3 protein-coding genes are annotated in these 2,406 nt (G+C 68.2%); all 3 read right to left on the bottom strand.

The window, feature by feature from the left end; translation table 11 throughout:
• Nucleotides 1–149 precede the first annotated feature (149 nt).
• Nucleotides 150–944 (bottom strand): HpcH/HpaI aldolase/citrate lyase family protein, encoded by a 795-nt coding sequence (locus ACN27A_RS33770; protein ID WP_421458965.1) that lies wholly within the window; start codon nt 942–944, stop codon nt 150–152.
• A gap of 17 nt (nt 945–961) precedes the next feature.
• Nucleotides 962–1,516, bottom strand: a complete 555-nt coding sequence (locus ACN27A_RS33765; protein WP_421458964.1) for a MaoC family dehydratase — start codon at nt 1,514–1,516, stop codon at nt 962–964.
• On the bottom strand, nt 1,513–2,406 hold an 894-nt coding region (locus ACN27A_RS33760; RefSeq protein WP_421458962.1), incomplete at its 5' end, for an acyl-CoA dehydrogenase family protein. The genes ACN27A_RS33765 and ACN27A_RS33760, both read right to left, overlap by 4 nt.

The following is a 2,406-nucleotide window of genomic DNA, read 5'->3' as shown; positions in this document are numbered from 1 at the left end:
CGTCGACACCGACCAGCACCGCATCGCGGTGGACACCGAACTCGGCCCGCAGGCGTGCTCGATCCTGTCCCCGGCATTCGCCGAACGCCTGGCGGCCGCCAAACGCCGGTGACCGGCTTCGGTCGCCGGCTCCCCGACCAGTCCCCGGGCTAGGGCGCCAACGCCACGATGCGCTCGGCGCGCCGCAGCACCGGGGCGTCGACCATGGTGCCCTCGAAGGCGAACACACCTCGTTCGCGCCGTGCGGTGTCGAGAACCCGGCGCGCCCAGTCCACCTGCTCCTCGGTCGGGGCGTAGGCCGCCCGCACGACCGCGACCTGGCTGGGATGGATGGCCACCTTGGCGTCGAATCCGACGGCGACCGCGTCGTCGGCCTCGGCGCGCAGCCCGTCGAGATCCTTGATGTCGAGGTACACCGAGTCCAGCGCCAGCCGGCCGTAGGCCTTGGCGGCCAGCAGCGACTGCGAACGCACGTGCCGGGCCACCTCGCGGTACGAGCCGTCGGGATACCGGTTGGCGGTACCGCCCAGCACCGCGAACAGATCCTCGGCGCCCCACATCAGTGCGAACGCATTGTCGACCCGGGCCAACTCGGTCACCCGCAATGCCGCCAACGGTGTCTCGATCAGCACCACCACGTTGCGTGGGGCCAGCGCGCTGATCTGTTCGGGCCCCTCGGTCTTGGCGAGCATCACGGTGTGGTACGGAGTCCGGGCGAGCGCCTCGAGATCCAGGGGATGGTCGGCGGTGTCACTGGGGTTGATCCGCACCACGGTGCGCGCGGGGTCCAGCGGAACATCGACCAGCGCCTGCCTGGCCGCGGGGCGGTCGTCGGCGGCCACCCCGTCTTCGAGGTCGAGAATCACGATATCGGCTGCCGCGGCGGCCTTCTCGAAACGCCCGGGACGGTCGGCCGGGCAGAACAGCCACCCCGGCCCCGCCACCAGCCCGGTCGTCGCAGTCATCGACGCTCCTCCTGGGGCCGTTTGCGCACCATGGTCTTTCGGGACGCCGTGGCCACGATGTCGCCGTGCTGGTTGCGGCCGGTGTGGGCGAAGGTGACGATGCCCTCGCCCGGGCGGCTCTTGGACTCCCGCTTGTCGGTGACCTCGGTCTCGGCATAGAGGGTGTCGCCGTGGAAAAGCGGCTTCGGGAACGCCACCTCACCGAAGCCGAGATTACCGACGATGGTGCCCTGGGTCAGTTGCGCCACCGACAGCCCCACCAGTGTGGACAGCGTGAACATCGAGTTGACCAGCCGCTGGTTGAACGGCGGCAAGGCATCGGAGAACGCGGCATCGAGATGCAGTGCCTGGGTGTTCATCGTCAAGGTGGTGAACAGGACGTTGTCGGCCTCGGTGATGGTGCGCCCGGGACGGTGCTGATAGACCACGCCGGTTTCGAACTCCTCGAACCACAGCCCGCGCTGCGTGACGATCTTCTTTCCGCTGTCGTCGCTCACTTCTGTCTGATCGTTCGCACCGCTCACTTCTGTCTGATCGTTCGCACCGCTCACAGTCCCAGCTCCCGCCCGACCAGCATCAGCTGGACTTCGGTTGTGCCCTCACCGATCTCGAGGATCTTGCTGTCGCGGTAGTGGCGGGAGACGGGGTACTCGTTCATGAAGCCGTATCCGCCGAAGATCTGCGTGGCGTCGCGGGCGTTGTCCATCGCGGCTTCGCTGGCCACCAGCTTGGCGATCGCCGCCTGCTTCTTGAACGGCTTGCCCGACAACATCAGCGCCGCCGCGTCGTAGTAGGCGGAGCGGGCCACATGCGCGCGCGTCTCCATCCGGGCGATCTTGAACGCGATCGCCTGATTGGCACCGATCGGCCTGCCGAACGCCTCGCGCTCCTTGGCGTACTTGACGCTCTCGTCCACACAGCCCTGCGCCGCGCCCACCGACAGCGCGGCGATGGCGATGCGGCCCTCGTCGAGGATGCGCAGGAAGTTCGCGTAGCCGCGGCCGCGCTCGCCGAGCAGGTTCTCCTGCGGCACCCGAACGTCGTCGAAGCTCAGCGGGTGGGTGTCCGAAGCGTTCCAGCCGACCTTGTTGTATGCCGGTTCGGCGGTGAAACCCGGTGTCGGCACGGGCACCAGGATCGACGAGATCTCCTTCTTGCCGTCCCGTTCTCCGGTCACCGCGGTGACGGTCACCAGCTTGGTGATGTCGGTACCGGAGTTGGTGATGAACTGCTTGGAGCCGTTGATCACCCAGCTCGACCCGTCCTCCCGGGCGGTCGTCTTGGTGGCGCCGGCGTCGCTGCCGCCGCCGGCCTCGGTCAGCCCGAAAGCACCCAGTGCCTTGCCGGAGGCCAGCAGCGGCAACCACTGCTGCTTCTGCTCCTCGTTGCCGAAGCGGTACACCGGCATCGCGCCCAGCGACACCCCGGCCTCGAGGGTGAT

It is taken from the genome of Micromonospora sp. WMMD737 (assembly GCF_049179055.1).
Classification (GTDB): Bacteria; Actinomycetota; Actinomycetes; order Mycobacteriales; family Micromonosporaceae; genus Micromonospora; species Micromonospora reichwaldensis.
The sequence above is the reverse complement of the archived record's forward strand: the minus strand, read 5'-3'. Positions and strand labels throughout refer to the sequence as shown.